This is a genomic window from Maricaulis virginensis, from assembly GCF_027922185.1.
Classification (GTDB): domain Bacteria; phylum Pseudomonadota; class Alphaproteobacteria; order Caulobacterales; family Maricaulaceae; genus Maricaulis; species Maricaulis virginensis.
On sequence record NZ_BSFE01000001.1, the window covers coordinates 396710 to 419791 of the forward strand.

Here is a 23082-nt window from a genome sequence, read left to right on the forward strand (position 1 = left end):
CCGATGGGATGGCGAAAACAGTCTTGCCACCGGCCATGCGCCGCAAGCTTGCTGGCCATCATGTCGATCGCGCTCACGCCCGGGCCGGCCGAGGCCGGTGCCTGGTTGCAGCGCAGGGGCGAGGGGCTGGCGATCGTCACGACGCTGGCCGACCGGGCCGAGCAGCGTTTCGATGCCGGCGGCGACCGGATCGATGACGGCTATTTCTACAAGGACGAGACGGCACTCTATGCCGAATACGGCATCACGGCGCGGCTGACGGCGGTGGCGCGGATCGCCTGGCAATCCGTCGAGCGCCGTCAGGGCGCGATCCATGACGCGGCGCAGGGACTGTCCGCGAGCGAGATCGGTCTGCGCGCGGGCGTGTGGCAGGATGCGGGCCGGATCGCGACACTGCAGGTGACGGCGCTCCTGCCCGGCGCCGGCGAGAATGTGTCAAACCAGCCGCTCGGCGCCGGCGGCGAGGCGTGGGAAGTGCGCGCGCTATGGGGCCAGTCGTTCGGAAACGACCGGTTTGCGGACATCCAGCTGGCGCATCGCTGGCGGGCGGAACCGGATCTGGACGAGGTGAGGCTGGATATCAGCGCCGGCTGGCGCCCGGCGCCGCGCTGGCAGGTCATCGTCCAGTCCCTGTCGGTCTGGAATGCGGAAGCGGCGAGCCCGATCCGCCCGGCCTTCAGCCAGCACAAGCTGCAGCTCTCGCTCGGCCGTGAAATCGCCGGCATGGAATACCATGCCGGCGTGTATTTCACGCCCGCCGGCCGCAATACGCTGGACGAGCGGGCAATCTTCCTGTCGGTCTGGCGGCGCTTCTAGGGCCCGAGCGATTTCATCGCAATTATGGTCGATGAAATCGCTCTGCTTTTTGCGGTCGCATTTTCGAACCGCAAAACCGGTCCCCACTTTTGCTGAAAATGCCGGATCCTTAGCGACCGCATTTTCGAACCGCAAAACCGGTACCCACTTTTGCTGAAAATGCTCTAATCAGCCGTCTCGACAGCGAGGTAGCCGATCACATCGCGCCGGTCGGCAGCATCGCGCAGGCCGACAAAGCTCATGCGGTTGCCGGGCACCATGGCGCGCGGATTCTCGATCCAGGCGTCCAGGGTCTCGACGTCCCAGGTCAGGCCGGCCTCCGTCAGCTGGGGGGAATAGTTGAAGCCCTCGGCCGAGGCTGCTGCGCGCCCGACAATGCCATGCAGATTGGGGCCGACCGTGTGACGGCCGCCTTCATTCAGCGTGTGGCAGGACTGACAGCGCCGGAACTGGCGTGCACCATTGGTCAGGTCGGCATTGGCGTAGTCGCCGCCCAGGGCAGCGAGGATCGCCCCGGCATCGCCGTCCTCGGCTTCTTCGGCCTGGCCGCCGGATGCGCCCGCTGCAGCGGAGGGGGTTGATGCAGACGGTTCGGCGGCGGGCGCCGCGGCTTCGTTGTACACGGCCGGAGCCGCATCGGCGGTATCGCCGGTTTCACCGCCGCAGGCCGCGATAATCAGGGCGCCTGCAAGTGGAACGAGACTGCGCAGCATGCCGGAATCCTCCAGTTCTCCAAAACGCTGGAACCCCATATAGCGCAATCCGCCCGCTGCGGGGTGCGACAGACTGCCACCGGCTGCACAAAAAGAAGGCGGCCCGGACAAGGTCCAGGCCGCCTCCCCACTTCCGAAAGGGGTCCGCTCGGAACAAGCGGCCCCCGGGGCCCCCCGGCCCCCTCGGTGATCAGAAGTTCTTGGTGATGTCGATGAAGGCCGTACGACCCCGACGATCGAACTGGGTCGCGAATGCGGCCGAGCCCTGCGTGGAGCTGTACTCGTAAGACACCGTCGGCGGCTGCTCGTCGAGCAGGTTCCGGATACCCACGGTCAGCGACCAGTCGTCCGCGTCATAGCGCACGGAGCCATCGAACGTGGTGTAGGCTTCCGTTACAACATCATAGCCATAGTCAGCCACATTCAGGCCGTAGAGCGAGTTGTCCGACATTTTCGGGATGTAGTTGACCCCGAAATAATAGGTCGCGTCGCCACGGTAGAAGCTGAAGTCCAGCTGCGAGACATGGCTCGGATCGCCGATCGTGCCGTTATTGTCGACCGGAACCGAATCCTCGGTGAGGCGGAACTCGTCCATCTCGGTGAAGGTCGTGGACCAGTTGACCACCATGTCGGCGAAGGGCAGTTCGCGCTGGTAGCGCAAGGTGACATCGAAGCCATCCTGCACCTGGGTGGAGATGTTGAAATAGGAGTCGTTGAGCCGGCCGTTGAAGTTCCCGACGGCGTCGCGCTCCGGCACGAAGTCACAGATGGTGCCCGGTGTGCGGAACAGCGGATCCTGATAGCACTGCGTCAGGATGCCCGATGCGCCGAGACGGTTGACCTGGTCTTCAATGTCGTAGCGGAAGTACTCCACGGCGACAGACAGGCCGTCCAGCAGGTTGAGGACCGGCAGGTCCCAATCCGGCTGCACAACCAGGCCGATCGTGGTGGCGGTAGAGGTTTCCGCTTCCAGGCGACCCGTTCCATTGCCCAGCGTGACGGTTTCAGGGGTGTTGTTATAGCCCTGGAAGCCCGTCAGCGGGGTGGTGTCGAGACCATCGGCTGCACAGTTGGCAGCGACAACCGGCGTCAGTGCGCCCGTCGACGTGTCGCACGGATCCGAGCCGGAGTAGAACGAGGTCTGTCCGCCCAGATAGAGCTCATACAGAGCCGGTGCGCGGAAGGACGTGCCTTGCGTGGCACGCAGGGTGACCTGCTCGATCGGCTGCCAGTAGAGGCCGACTTTCCAGGTTTCGCCCGAGTGGCCGGACTCATATTCCGTGGTACGCGCGGAAATATTCAGGTCCAGAGACCGGGCCAGCGGTGCACCCGACAGCAGCGGGATATCGAACTCGGCGTAGATTTCCGAGACCTCGTCATCGCCGGCCGTGCGGCCCGCGCTGGTGAAGCCCCAGCTGAACCCGCCGGCAGATGCCGGACCGGGTTGATCGTCGATGGTGTCCTTCCGCCATTCAAAGCCCAGTGCCACGCCGAGCGGGCCGGCCGGCAGCTGGAAGAGCGGGCCGGAGATATAGCCGTTGAACAGGTGCTGGTCGAAGGTCGTCGTGCCGTACTCGTAGGTCTGCATGTAGGCACGGGCCGCCGGATCGATATAGCCATCGAGGAAGGCGGGGTTGAACGGGTCCAGCCACGGTACGCAGGCCCGGGAGCCTTCGGCACCGCGATTGCCTTCGACATTGACGCGGCAGTCATAGACGCCCGGCGAGGTCTCGACGAGATCGATCGCATCTTCCACGTGCTCGGAGTTCCAGATGTCATAGCCATAGCGGCCATTGGAGTGCCCGTAGGAATAGTAGACGTCCCAGTTCCATTCGGAGAAGAAATCGCCGAATACGGAAAGGTCGCCCCGCAGGCCCACCAGGGTCCGCAGCGTGTTGACTTCCTGCGAGCTGTCCGATTCCACCGGCGTCAGGGCCGTGGCGCGATGACCGAACGGGTTGCCCGGGTGGTCGCCCGGAATGTCCGGGAAGAACTGGCGCAGGCCGTTCGAGGACGAGTTGCGGTTCGTGAACAGGACTTCGCTATAGGCCTCGATCGACGGCGTCAGCTGATAGTCGGCGAAGGTTGCAAAGGACAGACGGCGCGACGGCTGGATGATCGACGCGGTCTCTTCGATCCCGTTGGCAAACCAGCGGCGCCCGGCGAGGGACGTCTGGACATTGCGCCAGCCGGCAAACCCGTCGTCAGAGGCCGTCGGATCCGGCGTGTAGCGGGTGTTGGTTTCACGGTCGATCGCATAGATCGGCGTGTTGAAGCATTTGAACTCGCCCGTCGCCGGATCGATGACGTCGGTGCGGTTGCCTGCATCGTCAAAATAGCGCTGCTCCTGGCAGAGCGCCCAGTTCGGACGGTCGCCAGCGGTCAATTCCTGGTATTCCTCGTAGGATACGGTCGCCAGGAAGGAGCCACGGTCGAATTGCTCACCCATAGAGGCGTTGAAGCCGTAGACATTGCCGCCGCCTTCGAACGTGTGCGACGTGCTGGCATTCAGGGTGACGCCGTCGAACTCGGAATTGGTGATGATGTTCACCACGCCGGCCACAGCGTCGGAACCGTAGACCGAGGACGCGCCGTCCTTGAGGATTTCCACGCGCTGAACGATGGCGGACGGAATGACGTTCAGGTCAACCGCGGCAACCGTACCCCGGGTCCCCGCCGGGTTCAGTCGGCGGCCATTGAGCAGGACCAGGGTGCGCGTGGCGCCCAGGCCGCGCAGCGAGACCGTATTCGTGCCCGGACCGCCATCGGTGACGAAACCGGCGAAGAAGTCGTTGATCTGGGTTGAACCCATCGCGATCGTGCTGTCCTGGAGGATGTCGTCCAGACCGGTCAGGCCGGCGATGGTGGCTTCTTCGCGCGTGATCACCTGGACCGGCGACGACGAAGAAAACTCGTCACGGGCGATGCGCGACCCAGTGACAACGACCACGTCCTGCTCGTCAGTGCTTTCGTCCGTGTCGTCTTGGGCGAAGGCCGGCGACATCGCCAGGCCGGTGGCAGCGAAACCCGCGATCACGGTCGATCGAAGGATTCGCGTCTTGAAATCGTCTTTGCTCATGTAATCCCCTCAAGGAGCTGGACCGCCGTCCAGAAGGCGACGGTCTCGTATGTTGAAGTCCGCTATTCCGGGCGTCTGACGACGCGCCGGAACACCGGAAGGCGCCCGCGATTCCGGGCGCTTGAGGGGAGAAGGCCGAAATGGCCGGACACACTGACAGTCCGATGATCCAGGTTGCGGCCCGGCGTTGCGAACGCGCATCAGTGCGACAAACGGCCGGGAAATCGATGCGAAAGGCGGCGGCCGACCTTGCCAGACAGGCTGGCTGTCATCCGCCCCGCAAAATCCGCCATTCACCGGCATTCTGTCATTCGCCGACCAGGTTTGGCGCAGGCCGAATTCCGCTGTCGGCCGGTCCGGCCTCCCCGTAACCCCATTCGATGCGCTCGTGCGCATTCAAACGTGCATGCGGGTCACCGCATGTGAGGGGATATCCAAGCCGGGGAGTAAATCGGCATGAAAAATCAAGCATTCAGGTCATTCGGCAGCGGTCTGGGACGATCCGCTTTGCTGGGCGCGACGATGCTGGCAGGCCTTGCGGCCGTGTCGGCACCGGCCTTCGCGCAAGAGGATACGGCCGGGGACGACGAGGTGATCGTGATCACCGGCTCGCGGATTGCGCGCCAGGACTATGTCGCCGACAGCCCGCTGGTCTCCGTGACCGGCGACCAGGTCGTCGCCAATGCGGACATCACGATCGATACCTATCTCAACACGCTGCCGCAGGTGAACCCGGCCGGCACCACCACGTCCAACAATCCGGGCAATGGCGGTCAGGCGAATGTCGACCTGCGCGGTTTCGGCGCCAACCGGAACATCGTTCTGATCGACGGCCGCCGTGCGATGCCGTCCAGCGCGGGGCTGACGGTTGACCTCAACACCATTCCGGCCGCCCTGATCGACCGGATCGAGGTCGCAACCGGCGGTGCCGGTGCCGTGTACGGTGCCGACGCCGTGGCCGGTGCGGTCAACGTCATCCTGCAGGACGATTTCGAGGGCGTCGATTTCCGCGCGACCTACGAGAACTCCACCGAATACTGGGATGCCCAGGAGTATGGCGTGTCGCTGGTGATCGGCGGCAATATCGATGACGGCCGCGGCAATGCCGTGATCGCATTCGACCGCTCCGTGCGCGAGGGCATGATCAAGAGCCAGCGTCCTTTCGCCGAACAGGCGACGGCGACGACCAGCTTCTTCCCGGCCGGCTCGCTGCTCTTCGGTGCGGCCAACCGCCCGACCGAAGCCTCGATCGATGCGGTCTTCGCCGGCTACGGTGTCGACCCGGCCAATGTCAGCGTCGGCAACCGCTTCGGTTTCAACCTGGATGGCACGCTGTTCTCGGCGGGTATCTTCAACCACCCGTCCGACGTGGAAAACTTCCGGTATGATATCGACGGCAACGTCAACCAGAACATCTTCCCGGATGCCTATTCCTACAATTTCGACTTCGTGAACCTGCTCACCCTGCCGATGGAGCGCGACAGCTTCATGGCCCGGGCAGACTATGATCTCGACAATGGCGTCAACATCTTCGGCAATATCTCCTGGGCTCAATATTCTTCCGCCCAGGCCCTGGCGCCGACCCCGATCCCGACCGTGCAGACGCGCGCGCCGGGTGAGAACTCGACCATTCAGGCCGTTTCGGCCCTGGTCGAGCCGGGCCGTACCGTGTCGAACCAGCTGATCATTCCGGTCACCAACCCGTTCATCCCGACCGATCTGGCGGCCATCCTGGCGAGCCGGACCGGCGATGATCCGAACCTTGTCGGTGCCGGTGCCCTGGAGCCGTTCCTGATGCGCCAGCGGACCCTGTCCGCCGGTCTGCGCCAGTCGAACTTCGAGAACACCGTGACCAGCTACACCTTCGGTGCCGAAGGCCCGATCGGTTCCAGCGGCTGGACCTGGCATGCCTATGTCTCGCGCGGTGACACCGAAATCGACCGCAACCAGCAAGGCAATATCGATACCGATCGCCTGCAGATCCTGCTGGAGGCCGCCGATGGCGGTGACAGCATCTGCTCCGGCGGTTTCAATCCGTTCGGCCGCCAGCCGCTGTCTGCGGAATGTATCGACTATCTCGAGGTGTCCTCGACCGCGTCGACGGAGTTCTCCCAGACGGTCGGTCAGCTCTATGTTGCCGGCGACGCCTTCAACATGCCGGCCGGTCCGGTGTCGATGGTGCTGGGTGCCGAATATCGCGGCTTCGAGTTCGACTTCGATCCCGGTTCGGGCGGCGGCCCCATCTCCGGCTTCAATGCGCAAAACCCGAACTCGGGCACGAACTCGTTCGAAGACCTGTTCGGTGAGGCGCTGATTCCGCTGGCGGGCGACGACGCACCGTTCGGCGCGATCGATCTGAGCCTGGGCTATCGCGTCTCGCGCAGCGAATTCCGCGACGGTATCACCGGTGATACGGGTGGCTCGAACGATCCGGCCTACAAGGCCGAGCTGAGCTGGGAGCCGCTGGACTATGCACGCTTCCGGGCGTCCTACCAGCACTCCGTGCGCGCGCCGAACTTCGGCGAGCTGTTCGGCGGTGGCGGTTCTGCGCCGCAATACTTCGATCCGTGCTCGATCACCGGTGTCCAGCGCTCCGGACCCGATTCGGTGCAGATGCGGGCCTTGTGCGCGGCAACGGGCGTGGCCTCTCCGGATGCCTATGTCCAGACGCCGGGTACCCAGGCGTCTGTGACCACGACCGGCAATACGGATCTCGATCCGGAATCGGCTGACACTTTCACCATCGGTGCGGTGTTCCAGTCGCCGGTCTCCAACCGCTGGCTGGACCGTTTCCAGGGCACGATCGACTACTGGCGCATCGACATCTCGTCGCCGATCCTGGCGCCGGGTGTGAACCAGCTGATTGCCGATTGCTACAACTACTACGGCACCAATCCGACCTATGATGTGAACCGGGACTCCTGTGCCGGTATCGTGCGCGGCGGCGGTGACATTTTCGGCGTTGCCGATGTCAACGATCCGAACGGGCTCTATCCGGGTCTGAACGGGGGTTCGCAACAGGCCTCCGGTATCGACATCGCCTTTGGCTGGGGCTTCGAGCCGGAATGGCTCGGTGCGCCGTCCTGGGCCGGCAGCGTCACCACCAGCGTGATGCTGACGCATCTGCTGGAGTGGAAACAGCAGGACCTCAACAGCCTGCCGGATCTGGACTATGCCGGTACGGTGTCCTTCTTCGGCGAAGGTCTGGGCACCTCCTTCCCGGAATGGAAGGCTGTCTGGAACACGCGCTGGACCGTGGCGGACTTCGATCTCGATGTGCGCGCACAGTACATCGCGTCGATGGACAACCGTGCCAGCGTGATCTTCCCGGTCGAGACCAGCTTCACCGGTACCGACGCTGTCTGGTACTGGGATGTGGCCGGAACCTGGAACATCACCGACAACGCCTCGATCCGTCTCGGCGTGAACAACCTGTTCGACGAACAGCCGCCGGAATACGCACCGAACGTGCAGTCGGGCACCGACCCGTCGCTGTACGACGTCGTCGGGCGCCGTGTGTTCGGCCAGATCGCCCTGCGTTACTAGTGAGGGGAGACGCACCTGCCCGGTCTCTGGCCGGGCAGGGCTGCGTGACAGGGGAAGGGCGGCGAACCGGTGGGTTCGCCGCCCTTTTTCATGGCTGAATACGGGGGAAGGGTCAGTCGGCGATCTGGCTCAGCGCGGTGCGCAGGGCGCCTTCATAGGACCGGCCGACACGCACGATCTGGCCATTGTCCAGGTGCACGAGACGGCCGCCATGCTCGGTTGTCGAGGACATGGTGATGCGCTGCTTGTTGACGATTGCCGAGCGGTGCACGCGCATGAACATGCGCTCGTCCAGCAGGCTTTCCATCGCCGTCAGCGTGTCGCGGTGCAGCCAGGACCGGTCGCGGCAGTGCAGGCGGACATAATCTCCCTCGGCCTCGACCCAGTCGATCGTGCGCTTGGGCACGCGCACCATGCCTTCGCGGCCCTTCACCCAGAGCGCATCGTCGGCTCCGGTGCCATTGCCGCGCAGGGCGTCGATCACCGTTTCCAGCTCGCCGATGCGTGACTGGGCGTCCTGCAGGCGCAGCAGGCTGCGCGCGCGGGCGAGGGCGGTGTCCAGCCGTTCCGGCTTCACCGGCTTGAGCAGGTAGTCGACGGCGGCTTCCTCGAAGGCCTCGGCGGCGTGATGACTGTAGGCGGTAACGAAGATCACGGCCGGGGCATCGGGCCCGTTGAGCTGGCGCGAGACCAGCAGACCGTCCGTGCCGGGCATGTGAATGTCGAGCAGCACGACGTCCGGGCGCAGCGCCGCGATCATCTCCATCGCCTCGTCGCCGTCACGCGCCACACCGGCGATTTCGTATTGCGGCCGGCGGGCCAGCAGGACTTCCAGCCGGCGCGAGGCCAGCCGCTCGTCATCAACGATCAGGATGCGCATCCTTCTTCCCTCCCTGGGTCTGTCCTGTGTCTGTTTCGGTCGCCGCGGCGGTCACCGGTTCGCCGACCTCAAGCGGCAGGCGGATACGCACGGCAAAGCCGCCGCCCTTGACCGGGCCGGCCGCCAGATCGGCGTGCCTGCCGTAAAGGACTTCCAGCCGGGCGCGGATATTGTTCAGCCCGACGCCCGTGCCTTCCGGCGGCGTGGCGGGGACCGGCCCGCCGCTGTCGGTGATGTCCAGCACCAGCATCTCGCCCTCGCGCCGGGCCCGGATGGCGATATGCACCTGCACCCGTGACCTCGAGACGGCGTATTTCACCGAATTCTCCAGCACCGGCTGCAGGATCAGCGAGGGGACGAGCGCCTTGCGGACAGCCGGGTCGATGTCGCGCTCGACCTCGAGCCGGCTGTCGAAACGGGCCTTCTCGATCCCGAGATAGAGATCCTGCGCGGCCAGTTCCTCGTCCAGCGGCACACGCTCGTCCGGCGAGGTCTGCAGCGCAAAGCGCAGGAAATCGCTGAGCCGGCCCAGCATGGTCTCGGCCTCGTCATTGTGCCGGTCGATGACCAGCGAGGAGATGGCGTTGATCGTGTTGAACAGGAAATGCGGGTTGAGCTGGAAGCGCAGCATTTTCAGCTGGGCTTCCTGGGCCAGCACGGCGGAATCGTAGAGCTGCCATTCCTGGGCGCGGATGCGGCCGAAAGCCTCGATCACCAGATAGATCGCCGACCAGGCAATGAAGGCGGGCATGTTGAAGACGAACCAGCGCGGCGCGATGTGGGTCAGGCCTTCCCAGCCTCGCGTCGTCATGCGGCTGTTGGTGAATTCGGTCGGGAAGACCTCGTACCACATCAGCCACATCATCACGATGTAGAAGCAGGTCGCCAGCATCGAGCTGCCCATGATCAGGGCAAAGCGTGCCGACAGGTCGAGCTGCCGCGTGGGGCGCAGCACCGCATAGTGGATCAGCGTGGTGGCGGCGAGCCCGCTCGCCTCGATGACGACATTGCGCCAGAGATTGTAGACGTCCTCGATCATCGCGATGCTGGTCAGGACGGTGAACAGCAGATTGCAGGTCCAGAAGACGATCTGCATCCGCCAGAATACTGCAGCCCGCATGCCGTCATTGGCACCGTCGATGGTCGTCGTCGGCAACCGGTTCGCCGATCCCAGCGTCCGGTTGAGCCGCGATTGCAGGCCGCGCTGGCGCGCCGGGTCCGGCCGCCGGCTCTGGTCGAGACGCCAGGTCAGCGCGCACCAGCCGGCAAACACCCAGACATCCATCATCCAGCGCTGGCCGACCCGGGTCAGCATGTCCCGTTCGATCCCGCCGGTCCCCTCGCGCGCCGTGAACAGCAGGTTGACGACGGAGAAGACGAGTGCGGTCGCGGCGATGGCGATGATGAGGGTGGTGAACCGGCGCACAGCCGGCAGCTCGCGCGTCCGGCGGATCAGGTCCGTCAGCATGAAGGACAGCAATCCCCCTGCCGTGGAAACCGGCACCAGCCGCGGCAGCAGCCCCGGACGGGCAACGAATTCGTTCCAGTCGGCCACGAGGTTGAAGAAGGCGATCACGCACCAGAACAGGATGAGGGCGATGGCGAGGTGGCGTGCGGCGAGACGGTCGCTTCTGAAGGCGTCCGGGGCCGGCGAGAGAGGCGGTGCACTGAACATGCGTCCAGCCTAGTCGCGCCCCTGCGCCGCCCAAATCGGCGCGCTCGTCGTTCGTCGGGTTTATCATGGCGTTTGTCGCAGATATGCGGCGTTCACGGTGTTTGTGGTGCCGTTAGGGCACAATCCGGTGCGACGAACGGAGTTTTGGGGGCAGCGTCGGAGCTTGGAGGAAGAGTGTGCGGCGAGTTGGGCTGTTTTGCAGTTCGTCCAGCTATAGTCTTGAGGGCAATGTTCCCGTTCGGGAATAAAACCCGGAGATTCATCGCGTCCGATCGTAATATGCCCGATCGGGAATGTCTTGCTTGATTTCGCGGTTTTGCGATCATATATTCCCGATCGGGAATTTGAGGTGCATCATGACACCAACCGAAATCGGCGCCCTGATACGGGATACGCGCAAGCGGCAAGGGCTGTTGCAGGCCGAGCTTGCGGCGGCGTCCGGTGTCGGGCTGCGCTTCCTGATTGAGCTGGAGGCCGGCAAGCCGACGGCCCGGATCGGAAAAGTGCTGGATGTGCTCGCAGCGCTGGGCTGCAAAGTGCAAATCCTGACGCCGGAGGCTGGTTGATGCATCCGGTGAGGGGGTTGGCGGTCTGGTGGGAAGGCGTTCAAGTCGGCGTGCTTTCGACTGACAGCAGCGGCGATACACAGTTCCAGTATCTCGATACGTGGCTTTTCCGCGACGGCGCTTTGCCGATCTCGCACTCCCTGCCGCTTCGCGAGGCACCTTTTACGCAGCGCGAATCCCGGCCCTTCTTCGACGGGCTACTGCCTGAAGAGGGCCAGCGCGACGCCGTTGCGGCTGCACTTGGAGTGTCGAAAGGCAATCACTTCAAGCTGCTCGAAGAACTCGGCGGCGAGGTGGCGGGCGCCCTCACACTCTGGCCGGTCGGAGAGCCACCGCCAGACGGCACATCACCCGGAAAGATGCAGCGCCTGAGCGAAGGCGAGCTGGCCCGCATCATTGAGCGTCTGCCCGTGCGGCCTCTGCTCGCCGGTGAGGGCGAGCTGCGCCTCTCCCTGGCGGGCGCGCAATCCAAGCTTCCCGTCATCAAGGACGAGGAGGGTATCGGCTTGCCTGCCCCCGGAGCGCCGACGACACATATCCTGAAGCCTCCCATCCATCGCTTTGACCATACGACTGAAAACGAGGCTTTCATCATGCGCCTGGCCGCCGAGACCGGTCTCGATGTCGCGCCGGTCGAGATCGGATGGGCCGAAGGGTATTGTTTCCTTCTGGTCGAGCGGTACGATCGCGAGCGGGCGCCGGATGGATGCTTGCGGCGGGTTCACCAGGAGGATTTCTGCCAGGCCCTGGGGTGTTTTCCGGAGCGCAAATATGCTGCGGAAGGCGGGCCGGTCTTCCGCGATTGCTTCCAGCTACTCCGAGCGACCTCTACGCGTCCGGCCCGGGAACTGCTGAAGCTGCTCGATGCGGCCATTTTCAATCTCATTGTCGGAAACGCCGACGCGCACAGCAAGAATTTCAGCCTTCTCTATCGGGCGGGCGAAACCGTGATGGCGCCGCTCTATGACCTTCTTTCGACCGTGGCCTATCCCGACCTTGCGCCGGGGCTGGCGATGAAGATCGCCAAGCGGACGACGCTTGAGGAAATCCGGCCGGCAGACTGGAAGGTCTTTGCAGAGGAAACCGGCATGTCCGAGCCCTACATCCGCCGACGTGTCCTCGCCCTGTCGGAGAGCGTAATGGGCATGGCGGAGGTCGTGGTGAAGCAATTTGACGTGCCGCGCGATTCCCGCCTGGCGATGGGCAGGTTTGCAGACCTTGTCCGAGGACGAGCGGAAAGCCTGATCGAGAGAGCGTAGGTGAGCCGGGGTTCGCAGCGCTTTACGGGCGGATCGATATTTTTAAAAGGGATTGATTTTCTGGTGCGGGTGGTCGGACCAGCCTCAAACCCCGCAGCCCTGAGCGCGTTCCATGTGAGCATCGACCCCGACACTGACTGCGGCGACAGGCTCGGGTCGAGCGGAGCGGGAACAAAGGAAAATGGTGCCGGCTGAGGGACTCGAACCCCCGACCCCCTGATTACAAAATCTTTTCGGCTTGTTTCCCGCGTTGGCTCTCAAGCGCGCTATGACGCCATTTAGTCAACAAAATCAGGAATATCAATTGACTTGAACGACTCTGGTTGTCACCGTCCATACTCGGTGAAGCGCTTCCAAATGCTTCCAATGTGCTTCCAAATCCGGTGACGCCCCATGCCAAAGATCACAAAACGTTCCGTCGATGTTCTCGCGCCGAAGGCGTCGGACTATTTTCACTGGGATACCCAAATGCCTGGTTTCGGCGTGCGTGTGTCGCCGAAGGGGCGAAAGACCTACACAGTGCAGTATCGAAAGGGCGGCCGAACCAGGCGGGTGAGCCTGGGCGTTCACGGCGCGATCACGCCGGATGAGGCGCGCGGCCTCGCGCAACAAACCCTCGCCCAAGTCGCCCAGGGCAAGGACCCGGCGGGCGAGCGCGAGCGGGATCGCCGGGCGCCGAATGTCAATGCTCTGTGCGACCGGTTTCTTAAAGAGCACGCGGCGTCCCGGTGTAAGGCCACGACGCAGCGTGATTACGGTACCGCCTGTGCCAAGTATGTTCGGCCCCATCTAGGTGCCATGAAGGTCCAGGACGTGACCCGCACCGACATTGCGCGGCTCCACCACAAACTTCGCGAGAAGCCCTATCAAGCGAACCGGGTGCTCGCGGTGATCTCAAAAATGTTTAATCTGGCTGAAGTCTGGGGGCTTCGCCCGGACGGCTCCAACCCAGCGCGCCATGTACAAAAATTCGCTGAAAAGAAACGCGAGCGTTTTCTCTCGCCGGACGAGCTGAAAACCCTATGGGTCACTCTGGACCGGATGGTGGAGACCGGCGATGTGACCATTCACGTCGCCGGAGCCTTCAAGCTCCTCCTGCTGACCGGCTGTCGCCTATCGGAAATCCAGACCCTCCAATGGTCCTATGTGCGCGGCAACACGATCTGGCTGCCCGATGCGAAGACCGGACCCCGCCGGGTTATGCTGAGCAAGTCCGCGAGCGAAGTTCTCGCCGATCTGCCATGTGTTGACGAAAACCCGTTCGTGGTTGTCGGCACGGTCGAGGGCCAACACGCCATCAACCTGCAAAAACCCTGGCGCCGCATTCGTAAGGAAGCGGGCCTGGACGATGTGCGCATCCACGATCTTCGCCACACCTACGCTTCGCTTGCCGCCATGGCCGGGCATTCCCTGCACATGATTGGGAATTTGCTAGGCCACACCCAGGCGCAGACCACGGCGCGGTATGCCCACCTGGCCGACGCGGTGACGCGGAATGCGGCGGATGATGTGGATGGATTGATCAGCGGGTTTGTGACTGAAGGCAATGCATTGGCCGCGGCGGCCGAAGCAGTCACTCCCAAACTGCGAGTTGTCGAATAATCCTGATGCCCATAATTCTCTCCCAATGCGTCTATGGTCCGCCGCATATCGAGCCCGACTGCAAGATCTCATGTGAAGATCTTGAGGCCCTTCATGAACGGGTCGGGGTCTCGACAACGGAAGACCTCTACGAGTTTCTCCAACTCGCGGCATTTGGTTATCGCCAAGCGAACGCCATTCTTCAGGAAACCACCCCATCTCAGCGAAAAAAGGAGATGGAGCGGGTGTCACGGGCAATCCGAAAACTGGCACTACTGCTTGGAGACGAAGGACAGCCAGGCGCCGCATTCGTCCATATGCGCTTCAACGATCTTATGGGACGCGCCGTGGTCAAGCAGATGGGCGCTAGCGGACTAACGGAGTCTGCCTCGGCAGCTTCGCTAGCTGATGTGATGCGCGATTTGGCAGCTTGTGCAGATGCATTGGACGAGCGCGCGAAAAAGTATCGGTCGGGAAGGCTGGTCGACCAACATAACCCCGGCCTCAGTCAGCTTGTCGAAAACATCTTTCGCTTCTGGCTTAAGCTGCCGGACGATGAGCGCCACGGTGAGTTCAGCTACTACCAGAATATCAACACAGGTGAGCCGAATCTGGCGACGCGGCTTGTTCTGGCTTTGGTTGGTGCCATCGATCCAGATGTTAAACCGGGCGCTATCAAGAAGCTGATGGGCCAGCTAACGCCGCAGCGCCGAACAGAAATCGCGGCTGAGGTCAACGTCTGAAATCCAAAATTTTTAGTTTGCGTTCCGGGGCGTGCCCGTTCGCACCGCTTTCGCCAGGTTGGGAGTCAAGACGGCCGCTCTTGGCCGCTTCCAGCCTGAAAGGAGGTGATTTCGTTGACCCAATCTACGTCGAGACAGCCGCAACTTGTTACGGAAAAGGACGCGGCGCGCATACTGTCCATCTCGGAGAGAACGCTCCGGAACTGGCGTACCCGTGGGGGTGGTCCCCGCTTCGTTCGGGTATCCGCTCGCTGCATCCGTTACCGGATTTCCGATATCGAGGACTGGGCGGCCGAGCGCACGCGCCGGAACACCTCTGACCTCGGACTGTCTCCATTTGAACTTTGAGTTTTTGCCCCGGCGGGGCTGACCCCACCGCTGGGGATTTTTGGAGAGCATGGCTCCCCGAAAAGGGGCCGGGACTTGTCCCGGCCCCGCTCGGGAGAAGTGCGCTCGCTCTCCAAAAACAAAAAGGGGTCTCAGCGCGAAGCGCGCACCTTCACCCACTCGAAACTTGGAGGACGCAATGTCCAAAATTGGAAACTTAAAGCCGACCGGACCTGGCGATTTCTGGTCCGACCTACGGGGCGATATCCGCACGTTGAGCTTCAAAGCCAACATCCGGATCGCGGCTATCTCAGACCCATCCGCCAACCCGGACGCACCGACGCACCGCGTCTATGTTCGGGACGCTGAAGGCGAAATGATGGAGTTGGGCGGCGCCTGGAAACGCGACATCAATCGCGGCCCCAATGCGGGCGATCAATTCCTGTCCGTGACGCTGGACGATCCCAGCTTTCCCCATCCGCTCAACTTCGCCGTCTTCAAAGATGGCGACGTCGCATCGGCGACCTGGCGACGCCGCCAGGAACAGTCCGCGTGACACTCGAGGCCTGTGAGGGGGTCCATGTAACACCCCCTCACAGAAATACATCGGGGCATCCAATGACCGAACCACTTCTACTGCACAGCGGCTTCGACAACCTGGATATGGCCTACCGTGTGACGCTCCCCCAAAGCCTGCACACGAGCCTCTTAGCTGCCAAAGCGGAGGCGCTCGAAGCACGGCGCGCCATCCCGCTTACGTTCGGCGGCCAGACATTTCTTGTGAACGGGCACGGCGGCACAGGTGGCTATGCCTTTTCAGTCGATACCGGCATAATGGGCGCGAACTGGTGGTTTAAAGAACCAGGTACACGCGATCCATGGGGCGCGCGTGTTTCCTCTCGCGCCCTTCCTTTGGCAATTAAAGGCATTGAGGCGGTTAAGGCCGATCTGGATCGTTTCCTAATCGCTTTAGGAATGACCTTTAGCGAAATAGATCGTCGCCTTTCGCGAATTGATTACGCATTGGATTTCCTATTGCCGGAATTCTCAATCGATCCCTCACAATTCGTTTGTCATTCGCAAAAAAAGAAATCGATCAATGGGGAATACGCGGCGAATTATTGCGGCGACCGCGTTAGCTACATCCGAATTGGAACGGCGGCGAATTCCGAGGTGGTAGTTTACGACAAAAGACGTGAAGTTATCGACACAAAGAAACGCTATTGGTGGGACCTTTGGAAGGAAAAGGCCGACAAAGCGGAGACCGTCCTTTCGAAAAATTCTCCAATCTGGCGATTCGAATTCCGCGCCGGGAAAAACTTTCTGGAAAAAACGTATCGTCGAAAAACTTGGGAGGCTTTCGCGTCCGCTCCCAACATGGCTTTTCAAAAGATCGCCGCCCAAACTCGGCTTACGGTGCCCCAGCCGGATATCAACCGCGCTCGGTGGCCGTCAGCGGTGATTTGGCAAACATGCCAGACGCGACTCGCTGCCATCGAGTTGGCGTACACCTCCAACGTGGACGTCGAGGCCATTAAGCAAGCTCTGTGGTCAGAATACCTTTGCACCATTGGCAGCCAGACCACCGGCCTGATCCTCTCTCAAATGTGCGCCTTTGGCCTGGGGGAGGACGACATTCCTGCGATGCTGGAGCAAATCGGCTTTGATTTGAAGGACGCTTTAAATCGGTGCGGAGACTCGCCGGCCGAGATTTTCCGAAAAAGACGATGCGCCACTCGAGCGAAGTATGGCTAAAGGATTCCGATTGCGGACATTGGGCATGGTATTGGAGGCAACCTCAATCCCTCTGGGCCGGTCGCTTGCGCAGGACGAAAGGGCACACGCAGCTGGATAGCTCTCGGGAAATCTGCAAACTGCGCGCATGAACGAGTCTCCTCTCCGTCGTCGGCTCTGGTATGTGGATCTTCGCGACCGACCAGTCGTCGATCAAGATATTCTGACAACCGAGAGCCGGTCGCTTGTTGTCCTCGGCGAAGCAGGAATGGGTAAATCTACCCTCTTGTTGCAGCTCAAGGATGTTGAAGGCTACGCGCTGTGCACTGCGCGCAAGCTGCTCATTACCCCTGACCCAAAGTCATTGCTGGGCAGCGCCACCACTTTGGTCATCGACGCGCTCGATGAAGTCCCAGCTCAGCGTGAAGGCGATGCGGTCGACTCGGTGCTGCGACGCCTCGCTGAACTTGGTCTACCTCGGTTTATCCTATCTTGCCGAGTCTCAGACTGGCGCAGCGCGACCGCGATCCAAGGAATTGCCGACATCTATGATTCCGCGCCGCTAGAACTGCATCTCGATCCGCTGAATCGAGCTGATGCCATTGAGTACCTGTCGCATTCGATTGGCAACGAAGAGGCCGAAAGAGCGATCCAGCACTTCGAAGAGCGGGGGCTGAGCGGGCTATGGCGCAATCCGCAGACATTGGAACTCGTCTCAAAAGTCGCAGAGCGAGGCCAGCTCCCCGACTCTAAGGGGCAGCTTTTTTCAGACGCAACCAAACTGTTGCGCATCGAACATCGCAAAGAAAAATCCGTCACCCCCTTGGCGAATTTGCCTGAGAAGGAAGTGCTAGACGCCGCCGGTGCCGGTTTCGCGACCCTGATCGTCGCTGGTAAGGAGGCTCTTTCTCGAGAGACCCCGCCTTCTGACGTTGACACCGCACTTGCCGAAGCTTCTGCGTTGCCAGCCGCGGCGCGGTTGAACGACGTATTGGATTCCCGTCTATTCGAAGCGCGTTCGCCTGATCGGTTCACATATGCGCATCGTGCACTTGGTGAATTCCTTGGCGCACGTTGGCTGGCCGAGCAGGCAGACACGCCGCGTAAGCAACGACGCATCCTCGAATTGCTAAACAGCCCTTCTTTGGTGCCAGCTAGTTTGCGCGGGATTCACGCTTGGCTTGCCTGGCACTCGCCAGCTCTAGCCGACAAGATCATCGCATCGGATCCGATGGGTGTCATCGAATATGGCGATGCGGACACGCTCACCGCACAGCAAGGTCGCGCGCTGCTTAATGCGCTGTTTGAACTCTCGAATGAGAATCCGCGATTCCGGGGGTGGTCGGAGTACCGAGTAAGAGGTCTTGCTCAAGCGGGCATGCTCGCAGAGGTTCGGGACGTCGTGCGAGATGCGAGTGTCGAGTTCGGCCTTCGCCTGCTTGTCCTTCAGGCTCTAGAAGGATCCGACCTTACTCCGCTGTTGCATGCTGAACTGCTTGCCTTGCTACTCGACAAAGACGCGATCTTTGCGCTCAGGAGCGAGGCCGGAGACAGGCTGATTGAGGTGACAGGCGCGACCGACTGGCCTGAGATCGTCCGCAATCTCGTAGACGAAGCGGGGGAAAGCAGCGCTCGTCTGGCTAGCGAGCTGATGCACAAACTCGGCTACGCGCAATTCGACGATGCACTCGTCCTTGATATGATCCGGTCCAATTTGGTGCGGGTAGAGCATACAGTTGGCGTCTATTTCAGCCTTCAGCACAAGTTCCCCCAAGACCGACTAGAAACGCTGCTTGATGGCCTCCCGGCGCTTAGGGATTCATTGGGTGATAGTCTTGAGCCTCGGATCAACGACGCGGTCGCCGACCTAGCGTTCGCGCTTATAGCGAGGCGGTTGGATGGCTCCCCCCCTCGCGCCGACCAGCTCTGGTCGTGGCTCTGTCCGTTCGACTTCAGCCGCGGCGTGGAGCGCGAGTCGCGCAAAGCGATCTCCACGGCGTTGGCGGCGGACAAGGAACTTCGCCAATCGGTTCAACGACATGTGCTTTTAGAGCTCCAAAACGACATGAATGTCTGGCAGCGCACTCTCCGAATGCGCGAGGCTGCACCTGGCCTTAGTCCGAATGAGGACGATTTGCTCTGGCTCCTCAACCAAATCGAGGACAGCGATCCGCGCTGGCGGGAACTTGTTGATCTATCGAGGCATGGTCCCGAAGAGGGGGCGAAGGTCAGGTCAGCGGCAGAACGGTTTGCGACTAACGACGAGGCTAGGAACTGGCTTGCCGAGCTTGCCAGGCCACGCGTCCCCGAATGGCAAATAAAACAGGAGCGCCAGGAGCGTGAGCGTGCCTCTAGGAAGGCCGCGGATTGGGAACGACACAGAACAGAATTCGGAGCCAGTATCGATGGCCTGCGGGCTGGTGAGTATCGGCTGATTGCAAATCCCGCGAAGGCCTATCTCGGTCTTTTTGGAGACATGCGAGATGAGTCCAAGGACGGTCCGGAGCGCATCGAGGCATGGCTTGGGGCCGAGCTGAAGAATGCCGCCTTGGAAGGATTCGAGGCATTTCTCAAACGTCAGCCGCTAAAGCCTACGGCCACTGATATATCTACGAGTTATGCCGAAGGTCGACATTGGGAAGCTGCGTTTGTCATCGTCGCCGCTCTTGCCGAGCGCGTACGTGTCGAGAGGGGCTTCGACGATCTAGCGGATGACTGTGTGATGGCGGGATACGTCGAACTCTACCTGAACTCGATCCGCGACCGTGCCGAGATTGACGCCCTTCATTCGCTGCTTGCGAAAGAGTTGCGAAGACGGGAGAAATGGGAAGCCACACTCCGGCTTCTCTTTGAACCGCAGCTCGTTGCCGGTCGTCGGCATGTATCCGGATTATATAGCTTTCTTGGAAGTGAAGAAGACGGGGCATTGGTGGATAAGCTATGCGCCGAGTGGTTGCCGAAATTTCCCCAGATGTCTGATGAAGCCGAAAGGGAAATCGTCGATCGGATGCTGTCGAGCTCGGTCGGTTCGAGGACGCTTCGTGCGCTTCTACCTAAACGTCTCGTCGAAAGCATGTCTAGAGAACGGCGCCACGTATGGGACGCAATTGGGATTATCCTCGATTTCGAGGCCACGCGCGCCAGACTAGGCCAAGCGGGCTCGGTTGATCAGGATTTGTTCTGGAACCTGCGCGCGCGACTTAGCGACAGAGGAACAACACAGCCGATCCGCTCGCTAAGCTCCACTCAGCTAGCTTGGATAATCGAGACGTTCAGATCGCTATTTCCATATACGGATCGCCCAACAGGTGGGTGGACGGGAGACCGCAACGAGTGGGAGGCAACTGAATATCTTGTGGCGTTAATCAATCGGCTTGGCGACGACACTGCCGCAGATGCCACCGCCGCGTTGGTCGCTTTGCGCGATGCTCCTCGTGACGGGTACACCTATCACCTGCGGGTCGCGTTGGCCGAGCAAAAGCGCAAGAGGGTTGAGGCAGAATGGTTCACCCCTGATATCGCGACCTTCGCCGCCGCTGTCACAGACCTAGCGCCCACCACCGCGCCGCAGCTTCAAGCGGTGATGCTCGAAGAACTCAAGCTGGTGCAGGCGAAGATCACTGGAGACCCACGCGATTGGTACAAGGACTTCTTCCACGAGAGCGGTGCACCGAAGGGCGAAGAAGATTGTCGCGACACCATTCTAAAAATGTTCGGGAATCTTCCGTTTGGCATCCAAGCCTCGCCGGAAGGCCATCTCGCCGATGACAAGAGATGCGACATCGAATGTACGCTTCCTGGCGTTATGGTTCCAATTGAGGTCAAGGGGCAGTGGCACAAAGACCTTTGGACCGCGGCGGACCGACAACTCGATCTACTCTACACAAACGACTGGCGCGCAGAACGAGGCATTTATCTTGTCCTGTGGTTTGGCCTGACGGCCGCCAAGAAGCTGAAACAGCCTCCCTCTGGTGTCGATACGCCTGTAACAGCCGAACAATTGCAGACTGCCCTTGCCGAGCAGAGTGCGACGACACGCGAGGGGCGGACGGAAATCTTTGTGCTAGATATCACGCGTCCCGCATGATCCGGCGTGAGTCCTCCTTGATTCAGCTCGATGCTGCGGTGAAGCGGAGTGAAGTTACGATCTTGAGGGGGCTGCCGCGCGTTGGTCGCTCTTGGTTCCTTGATGATTGGAAAGATCGACGAACTGACGCGATACGCTGCCACCAAATAGAAGATGTCAGACTAGAGCCAGGCGTTTTCGTTCTCGATCATGTTGATGATTGCGAGATCGACAAGATCATCCGCATTGTCCGCGCGGCCGAGGAGGCGAAATCTCGCACTCGTCTGGTGGTGGCCCCTAACGATCTGGTTGCCGCCGAGCGGCTCCGCACAACGTTGCCCGGTATCGTTGAAACGGTTGAAATTGTACCAGTACGGCTCGAGGAGCTTGTCGCTGCGGTGGGGCAGGATCAAATGGCATCTGGTCCTGATCATGTGGCGATGTTTGCCGCAATCCCCGCAACGGCTCCGACTGCCGACCCCAACCTTCATTGGCTACGGGGAGGTTTCCCTGGCAGCCTGCTAGCCGAGGACGACCAAAAGAGCCTGCTGTGGCGTCGTCGCATGCTCGATGGGCTCCTCGCGCGAAATTACACCGAGTGGGGCATCGAGCGTGCCTTCCCGTTGGCCGAGCTGTTTGGCTGGCTCTCGAACCAAAACAGTGCGGAGCTGGACGAGAACAGTTGTGGGTTTGCGAAGCGCCAGGAATTGAAATCCGCCGTCTATGTCCTAGAACGACTCGGCCTCATCCGGCGGTTACGCGCCTATCCAGTTAGCAGCAATACTAGCATGGACCGGAAGCAAAAGCTTTTCGTTCGGGATACCGGCCTCCTCCACGCTTCGCTGGGCATCGAGACATTGACCATACTTCGAGCGAGCCAAGCCATCGGGGGGAGTTTTGAAAGCTATGCGACGGAAGCGCTCATTCTCGCTACGGAAGGGCAGGGTGACGCGTATTTCTATCGAGAGAAGGGGGATAACGGCGAGGACGAGATTGATCTTATCCTGCGCTTCCCATCTCAAGGAGGCCGCTTGGTCGCAATTGAGTTAAAGGTTGGCCCCGACCGAAAGGCCAAAAGGGGCTTCTACAATGGCTGCGAGGCGCTCGACATCGAAGACCGCTTCGTTGTTCACTCTGGCGAGACAGCGGACTTTAGCGAACCGGTGCACCGCCTCGATCTCAGATCCGCTGTCGCGCGGATCGCCAAGCTTTCACGATCCAGTTAGGGAGCGCTTAGCCTCAGCTGTTGTGCTTTGACGGATTCTGAGGACCCGCGCGACCATCCGTGTGGCAGGCTGAATGGCCCCCCTGACGTGATCACCCATCTTTCATCGAGTCTCTTTGCAGAATCGGTAACACACGGAGGTGTCGCCGCGGGTGTTGCGCTGCTTCCAATATGCTTCCAACTCTGATCGGTAAAAAGCACCGCGCCCATGGATTGGGTCTATGAAGTTGTAAGTAAACACAAATTTGGTGCCGGCTGAGGGACTCGAACCCCCGACCCCCTGATTACAAATCAGGTGCTCTACCAGCTGAGCTAAGCCGGCAACCAAGGGCGACCTGATACGCGGGGCCGGGGAGCGGGACAAGTCCCTGATGCAATCGGAACTGTCCCGTCCGCCGGCCGTGTCGCGGATCAGTCCTTGACGGCGACGCCGTCCATCGCGGTGAGGATGGCGGCGGCGATCACGAAGCCGATCAGCGTATGCGCGCCATCGAGCACCAGCAGCATCATCGGCTGCATGGCGTAGGCGATGTCATAGGCCATGGTGGTCACCACGAAGCCGGCCCACAGGAAGACGGCCCATTTCACGGCGCCGGCAAGGCCGCCGGCTTTCAGCGCCTTCAGGGCCAGGCCCAGAAACGCCGTGGTGACCAGCGTGATGGCAAAGCCCATCGCCATGGCCGGTCCGGCGGACGCTTCGGCGGCGGTCATCTGGGCGTCGGTGAAGCCCCACAGCCCTGTCCAGAGCTCGGCGAAAAGCGCGCCATACCAGACGGCGCCCACAGCGTAGAAGGCCAGCGTGGCGACGATGAGTGCCACAAGGTTCAGCCCGAGAATTCGCGGCATTTGGTGTTTCCTCCCCATTGAAGGGC

Annotated in this window: 16 protein-coding genes and 1 tRNA gene; 11 read left to right on the top strand and 6 right to left on the bottom strand. The window is 61.5% G+C overall.

Going from position 1 to position 23082, the window contains the following annotated elements; all coding sequences use genetic code 11:
• The first annotated feature begins 60 nt into the window (after window positions 1-60).
• Window positions 61-816, top strand: coding sequence for a hypothetical protein (locus PKE71_RS01915; protein ID WP_271185265.1), 756 nt, complete (start codon window positions 61-63; stop codon window positions 814-816).
• Window positions 817-980: 164 nt separating this feature from the next.
• Here PKE71_RS01915 and PKE71_RS01920 read toward each other — a convergent pair whose 3' ends face one another.
• Entirely contained in the window at window positions 981-1529 is a 549-nt protein-coding gene (locus tag PKE71_RS01920; protein WP_271185266.1) for a c-type cytochrome, read from the bottom strand.
• A 190-nt stretch (window positions 1530-1719) separates the two neighbouring features.
• Window positions 1720-4608, bottom strand: a complete 2889-nt coding sequence (locus PKE71_RS01925; RefSeq protein WP_271185267.1) for a TonB-dependent receptor domain-containing protein — start codon at window positions 4606-4608, stop codon at window positions 1720-1722.
• A 456-nt stretch (window positions 4609-5064) separates the two neighbouring features.
• On the opposite strand from PKE71_RS01925, the gene PKE71_RS01930 reads away from it, so the two are divergent.
• Entirely contained in the window at window positions 5065-8154 is a 3090-nt protein-coding gene (locus PKE71_RS01930) for a TonB-dependent receptor domain-containing protein (protein ID WP_271185268.1), read from the top strand.
• Window positions 8155-8266: 112 nt separating this feature from the next.
• Here PKE71_RS01930 and PKE71_RS01935 read toward each other — a convergent pair whose 3' ends face one another.
• Both PKE71_RS01935 and PKE71_RS01940 read right to left on the bottom strand, forming a co-directional pair.
• Window positions 8267-9034: a LytR/AlgR family response regulator transcription factor gene (locus PKE71_RS01935; protein ID WP_271185269.1), complete on the bottom strand. Its 768-nt coding sequence runs from the start codon at window positions 9032-9034 to the stop codon at window positions 8267-8269.
• Window positions 9015-10709, bottom strand: a complete 1695-nt coding sequence (locus PKE71_RS01940) for a sensor histidine kinase (RefSeq protein WP_271185270.1) — start codon at window positions 10707-10709, stop codon at window positions 9015-9017. Before PKE71_RS01940 ends, PKE71_RS01935 begins: the two co-directional genes overlap by 20 nt.
• 356 nt (window positions 10710-11065) lie before the next feature.
• On the opposite strand from PKE71_RS01940, the gene PKE71_RS01945 reads away from it, so the two are divergent.
• The 9 genes from PKE71_RS01945 (at window position 11066) to PKE71_RS01985 (ending at window position 22211) form a co-directional block, all read left to right on the top strand.
• Window positions 11066-11275, top strand: a complete 210-nt coding sequence (locus tag PKE71_RS01945) for a helix-turn-helix transcriptional regulator (RefSeq protein WP_271185271.1) — start codon at window positions 11066-11068, stop codon at window positions 11273-11275.
• Window positions 11275-12534: a type II toxin-antitoxin system HipA family toxin gene (locus PKE71_RS01950; protein ID WP_271185272.1), complete on the top strand. Its 1260-nt coding sequence runs from the start codon at window positions 11275-11277 to the stop codon at window positions 12532-12534. Before PKE71_RS01945 ends, PKE71_RS01950 begins: the two co-directional genes overlap by 1 nt.
• A gap of 393 nt (window positions 12535-12927) precedes the next feature.
• A complete protein-coding gene (locus tag PKE71_RS01955; RefSeq protein ID WP_271185273.1) occupies window positions 12928-14136 on the top strand; it encodes a tyrosine-type recombinase/integrase in 1209 nt (402 codons plus the stop codon).
• Between the two features lie 5 nt (window positions 14137-14141).
• A complete protein-coding gene (locus PKE71_RS01960; RefSeq protein WP_271185274.1) occupies window positions 14142-14858 on the top strand; it encodes a hypothetical protein in 717 nt (238 codons plus the stop codon).
• Window positions 14859-14963: 105 nt separating this feature from the next.
• A complete protein-coding gene (locus PKE71_RS01965; protein WP_271185275.1) occupies window positions 14964-15206 on the top strand; it encodes a helix-turn-helix transcriptional regulator in 243 nt (80 codons plus the stop codon).
• 178 nt (window positions 15207-15384) lie between these two features.
• A complete protein-coding gene (locus PKE71_RS01970; protein ID WP_271185276.1) occupies window positions 15385-15741 on the top strand; it encodes a DUF736 domain-containing protein in 357 nt (118 codons plus the stop codon).
• 62 nt (window positions 15742-15803) lie between these two features.
• Window positions 15804-16940 (top strand): hypothetical protein, encoded by a 1137-nt coding sequence (locus PKE71_RS01975; RefSeq protein WP_271185277.1) that lies wholly within the window; start codon window positions 15804-15806, stop codon window positions 16938-16940.
• Window positions 16941-17067: 127 nt separating this feature from the next.
• Entirely contained in the window at window positions 17068-21006 is a 3939-nt protein-coding gene (locus PKE71_RS01980; protein ID WP_271185278.1) for an NACHT domain-containing protein, read from the top strand.
• Between the two features lie 17 nt (window positions 21007-21023).
• On the top strand, window positions 21024-22211 hold the full coding sequence (locus PKE71_RS01985) for a DUF4143 domain-containing protein (protein WP_271185279.1): 1188 nt from the start codon (window positions 21024-21026) through the stop codon (window positions 22209-22211).
• Between the two features lie 245 nt (window positions 22212-22456).
• On the opposite strand, the gene PKE71_RS01990 is transcribed toward PKE71_RS01985, so the two are convergent.
• Both PKE71_RS01990 and PKE71_RS01995 read right to left on the bottom strand, forming a co-directional pair.
• Window positions 22457-22532 (bottom strand) — tRNA-Thr (locus PKE71_RS01990).
• 89 nt (window positions 22533-22621) lie between these two features.
• The gene (locus PKE71_RS01995) at window positions 22622-23056 is read right to left on the bottom strand and encodes a DUF1761 domain-containing protein (protein ID WP_271185280.1); all 435 of its coding nucleotides are present in this window, start codon (window positions 23054-23056) and stop codon (window positions 22622-22624) included.
• Between the last annotated feature and the right edge of the window lie 26 nt (window positions 23057-23082).

Excerpts from the sequence above, each read along its gene's own strand:
- PKE71_RS01945 (WP_271185271.1), top strand. The coding sequence starts at position 11,066 with ATGACACCAACCGAAATCGGCGCCCTGATACGGGATACGCGCAAGCGG.
- PKE71_RS01975 (WP_271185277.1), top strand. The coding sequence starts at position 15,804 with ATGACCGAACCACTTCTACTGCACAGCGGCTTCGACAACCTGGATATG.
- PKE71_RS01960 (WP_271185274.1), top strand. The coding sequence starts at position 14,142 with ATGCCCATAATTCTCTCCCAATGCGTCTATGGTCCGCCGCATATCGAG.
- PKE71_RS01935 (WP_271185269.1), bottom strand. The coding sequence starts at position 9,034 with ATGCGCATCCTGATCGTTGATGACGAGCGGCTGGCCTCGCGCCGGCTG.
- PKE71_RS01925 (WP_271185267.1), bottom strand. The coding sequence starts at position 4,608 with ATGAGCAAAGACGATTTCAAGACGCGAATCCTTCGATCGACCGTGATC.
- PKE71_RS01915 (WP_271185265.1), top strand. The coding sequence starts at position 61 with ATGTCGATCGCGCTCACGCCCGGGCCGGCCGAGGCCGGTGCCTGGTTG.
- PKE71_RS01920 (WP_271185266.1), bottom strand. The coding sequence starts at position 1,529 with ATGCTGCGCAGTCTCGTTCCACTTGCAGGCGCCCTGATTATCGCGGCC.
- PKE71_RS01980 (WP_271185278.1), top strand. The coding sequence starts at position 17,068 with ATGAACGAGTCTCCTCTCCGTCGTCGGCTCTGGTATGTGGATCTTCGC.
- PKE71_RS01930 (WP_271185268.1), top strand. The coding sequence starts at position 5,065 with ATGAAAAATCAAGCATTCAGGTCATTCGGCAGCGGTCTGGGACGATCC.
- PKE71_RS01955 (WP_271185273.1), top strand. The coding sequence starts at position 12,928 with ATGCCAAAGATCACAAAACGTTCCGTCGATGTTCTCGCGCCGAAGGCG.
- PKE71_RS01970 (WP_271185276.1), top strand. The coding sequence starts at position 15,385 with ATGTCCAAAATTGGAAACTTAAAGCCGACCGGACCTGGCGATTTCTGG.
- PKE71_RS01950 (WP_271185272.1), top strand. The coding sequence starts at position 11,275 with ATGCATCCGGTGAGGGGGTTGGCGGTCTGGTGGGAAGGCGTTCAAGTC.
- PKE71_RS01940 (WP_271185270.1), bottom strand. The coding sequence starts at position 10,709 with ATGTTCAGTGCACCGCCTCTCTCGCCGGCCCCGGACGCCTTCAGAAGC.
- PKE71_RS01995 (WP_271185280.1), bottom strand. The coding sequence starts at position 23,056 with ATGCCGCGAATTCTCGGGCTGAACCTTGTGGCACTCATCGTCGCCACG.